This window comes from Nonlabens ulvanivorans, assembly GCF_000732625.1.
In the GTDB taxonomy this organism is placed as follows: domain Bacteria; phylum Bacteroidota; class Bacteroidia; order Flavobacteriales; family Flavobacteriaceae; genus Nonlabens; species Nonlabens ulvanivorans.
The window spans coordinates 1-4,201 of record NZ_JPJI01000019.1; the positions used below are offsets into that span (position 1 = coordinate 1).

Sequence of the window (4,201 nt, forward strand, 5' to 3'; positions counted from 1 at the left end):
ATTTTGTAAATGGTCATATATTGTATGTTGATGGCGGTATACTAGCGACTATAGGTAAACCTTCAAATGAAGATTAAATGAGATATTGGAACCTCTTACTATTAGCATTTTCTATTCTTTTCATCAATTGTGATGATAAGAATAAAGATGCTTTTTTTATGCTTCATAACGAAATCGATATCGCCAGAACTGAAGTTATTGTGATTTCAAAGAAGCAAATTAAAGAGAAACTGCCAGCTTTTGATGAAAGTCAAATTTTAATATTTAAAGATTCTCTGGGAACTGAATTCCCTTATCAATTGGATGACATGGATCAGGATGGAATCTGGGATGAAGCAGCTCTAGTTGTGAATTTCGAAGCTCTAGAAACTAAAAGGCTTATGATTTATGCTTTCGCGAAAGCGGAATCACCACAATATGAAAAGAAGACAGACGTACATTTTGGTGTAGGAAAAGCTAAGCCAGAAGCAAGTGAAGAGCAACTCTACACTAGAAGTTATGATCCAAGAGATAAAGACTCGTTGTTCTTTCAAATGGAAGGACCAGCTTGGGAAAATGATAAAGTGGGATTCCGTATGTATTTTGATCCTCGAAATGGGATTGATATTTTCGGAAAAACTACTGAAGAGCCTACGTTACACAAACAAGGATTGACTACAAATTATCATGAGAAGGCAGATTGGGGAATGGATATTCTCAAAGTTGGCAATTCATTAGGTGCTGGATCACTCGCTTTTAAACATCAAGATTCTTTGTATAGACTTACTGGCTGGAATGGTACTCGATTTGAAGCCATTACGGAAGGTCCTGCAAGAGCTATTTTTAGAATGACTTACTTAGATGAGTTTATTGGAGATAAATCTTACCATATCGTTCATACCATAACTATAGAAAAAGGCGACTGGTTTTACAAAAGCGATGTTGAATTGCACGGCACCAACGATGGAATAGAACTCTATACCGGAATAGTAAATTTAAAAGAGAATAAATTAAAATTTTATAACTCTGATGAAGGCGTTGATGTGTTGTATTCATTTGGTAGACAGTCAGAAAATGATGATCACCTAGGAATGGCTATCATCACGGTACAGTCACTAACTGCATATTTAGATGCGCCATCAGAAGGTACTGGCATTACCAATACTTATCTATTAAATCTTCAAGAAGGAAAAAATCACAGCTTCTATTTTATGAGCGGTTGGGAAGCAAGTGACACACAATTCAAGACGATTGAAGGTTTTGAAAAACTTTTAGAACAATCTACAAAAATGATCAATTCACCTATTACAATTCAATAAACAACTTATATGAAAATTAAACATATCATATTTTTATTTCTCGCAGCTATCCTTAATAATAGCTGTGCTGAAATACAATCAACAAAAACCCTAAGGCTTGCTCATAGCGTAGACACACAACATCCCGTACATAATGGAATGATTGTACTAGGTGAAAGCTTAGAAAGAATTTCTGAAGGAAAATTAAAAGTTCAAATTTATCCTAATGGTCAGTTGGGCGGTGAGCGAGAAAGCATAGAGTTGCTTCAAATAGGTAGTCTGGATATTGCCAAAGTAAGTGCCGGAGTGCTGGAGAACTTTATTCCAGAATATAAAGTATTCAGTATTCCATATCTATTTAGAGATAAAGATCATATGCATGATATCTATGATGGTAAAGTAGGTAAAGGTATTTTATCACAAGGTAATAAGTTTAACCTAGAAGGATTAACTTTTTATGATGCTGGTAGCCGTAGTTTCTATACAAAATCAACACCCATCAACTCACCAGATGATATTAAAGATATGAAGATACGTGTTATGAAAAGTAACATGGCTATTGCAATGATTAATGATTTGGGTGGTGCTCCTACTCCTATTTCTTATGGAGAACTTTACACAGCACTACAGCAAGGTGTGGTAAGCGGTGCCGAAAATAATATCCCTAGTTATTTTACGTCTAAGCACTACGAAGTTTGTAAGTTTCTAAGTCTGGATGAGCATACTTCTGTACCTGACGTGCTAGTGATAGGAACAGAAACCTTAAAACGATTGAGTGATGAGGAAAAAAAATGGTTGAATCAGGCCGTTGAAGAATCTAAAGTTGCACAACGTAAATTATGGGAAGAATCCGAAAAGGAATGTCTTGAAAAAGCAGTTGAAAGTGGTGTTCAAGTATTTTATCCGGATAAAAAACCATTTCAAGAAGCTACAGTAGAACTGGTAAATGAGTTTAAAAAAGATCCTTTACTAGGTGCATTAATTCAATCGATTCAAAATAACTAATCATGAGAAAAACGATAGATTCTATTTTAGGTAAATTATGCCTATTACTGCTCAGTATTATGTTATTTGCCGTGGTATGGCAGGTAATTGCTAGGTTCATACTACAATCTCCTAGTACAATAACTGATGAAATTTCTAGCTACTCACTCATTTGGGTAGGTTTATTAGGTGCTGCATATGCCACTGGACAGCATTTACACCTAGCCATTGACCTTATACCTGAAAAGTTAGTTGAAAAAAACTCTAGACTGTTTGATGGTTTTGTTCACTTATGTGTTTTCTCATTTGGTTTTTTTGTCATGATTATAGGTGGTTGGAGATTATGTCAACTTAGTTTTCAGTTTGAACAAAAGTCTGCTTCACTAGGTATTCCTCTTGGTTTCGTTTATCTAGTAGTTCCACTAGCTGGTATATTAATTTGTTATTTCAGTATCGATACATTCTTCAAAAAAGTAATCTCTTCTAAAGCCTAAATTATGAACTATACAGAAATTTTAATATTAGTATTGAGCTTTTTAGTGTTTTTATCATTACGAGTTCCTATTGCTTATGCTATAGGTCTTGCCGGTTTTATTACACTGGTTTATTCCATGCCATTTCTTCCATCAGTGACCACTATGGCGCAACGTATGGCGACATCATTAGACAGTTTTACCTTAAGTGCTATACCATTCTTTATCCTCGCAGGTCAAATTATGAATCGCGGTGGTATTGCTGTGCGACTGATCAACTTTGCCAAAGCCATTGTAGGTCCATTACCGGGCGGACTGGCCTTTGTAAATATTATTTCTTGTATGCTTTTTGGGGCAATCTCAGGAAGTGCCGTTGCAGCAGCTAGTGCCATAGGTGGATTTATGAATCCTATGATGGAAAAAGATGGTTACAGTAAACCTTTTAGCGCCGCAGTAAACATTACTAGTGCTACTACAGGTCTGATTATTCCACCTAGTAATGTATTGATTGTTTATTCTCTTGCAAGTGGTGGAGTTTCTATCGCTGCTTTATTTATCGCAGGCTACGTACCTGGATTACTATTAGGACTTGCCTTAATGATTGTGGCGGCTGTGTATTCTATTATCAAAAAATACCCAACTGATAAGTTAGTAAGCGTAAAGGTGTTTATTAAAAGATTTTTTGATGCATTACCTAGTTTAATGTTGCTTGTAGTGGTGATAGGTGGTATTGTAGGCGGAATATTCACAGCTACAGAAGCTAGTGGAGTTGCCGTGATTTACACTCTTGTATTAGGCTTTGTCTATAAAGAAATTAAGTTAAAAGACTTATCTCCTATCTTATTAGAAACTATTAAAACTAGCTCGATTGTATTGTTATTAATTGCAACTTCTATAGCGATGAGTTGGGTCATGTCTTATGAAAACATTCCACAAGAAATTAGTGATGCACTTTTAGGAATCAGTGATAATCCTATCATCATCTTAATCTTAATCAATCTTATTTTATTATTTGTAGGGATCTTTATGGACATGACGCCTGCGGTACTCATCTTCACTCCTATTTTCTTACCTATCGTAACAGCAATGGGAATGGACCCTATCCACTTCGGAGTCATTATGATTATGAACCTGTGTATAGGATTATGTACGCCACCAGTAGGATCTGTACTCTTTGTAGGTTGTAGTGTTGCAGATCTCAAAATACAGAAAGTCATACGTCCTATGCTACCTTTATTTGTAGCAATGATTGCCGTACTAGTAATGGTGACTTATTTTGAAGATATTACCTTATGGTTACCTAGAGCATTTGATTTAATGGACTAGTCGACTATTTCAATATTGAATAAAAAAACCTGCTATTGATTGATAGCAGGTTTTTTTATGATGTTACGCTTTCGCGAAAGCGTATTATTTATCAAACTCAAAATAATTCACGGCGTTGTGGTAACATATATCACTAACTAT

Annotated in this window: 4 protein-coding genes; all 4 read left to right on the forward strand. The window is 35.4% G+C overall.

Translation table 11 applies throughout. The features are described from left to right. The first annotated feature begins 77 nt into the window (after positions 1–77). Genes IL45_RS02205 through IL45_RS02220 form a run of 4 tightly spaced genes read left to right on the forward strand, consistent with a single transcriptional unit; the run spans position 78 to position 4,060 of the window. Entirely contained in the window at positions 78–1,298 is a 1,221-nt protein-coding gene (locus IL45_RS02205; RefSeq protein ID WP_036579805.1) for a DUF4861 domain-containing protein, read from the forward strand. Positions 1,299–1,307: 9 nt separating this feature from the next. Then, positions 1,308–2,282, forward strand: coding sequence for a TRAP transporter substrate-binding protein (locus IL45_RS02210; protein ID WP_036579808.1), 975 nt, complete (start codon positions 1,308–1,310; stop codon positions 2,280–2,282). A gap of 2 nt (positions 2,283–2,284) precedes the next feature. Further along, a complete protein-coding gene (locus tag IL45_RS02215) occupies positions 2,285–2,755 on the forward strand; it encodes a TRAP transporter small permease (RefSeq protein WP_036579809.1) in 471 nt (156 codons plus the stop codon). A gap of 3 nt (positions 2,756–2,758) precedes the next feature. Then, positions 2,759–4,060: a TRAP transporter large permease gene (locus IL45_RS02220; RefSeq protein ID WP_036579812.1), complete on the forward strand. Its 1,302-nt coding sequence runs from the start codon at positions 2,759–2,761 to the stop codon at positions 4,058–4,060. Positions 4,061–4,201 lie beyond the last annotated feature (141 nt).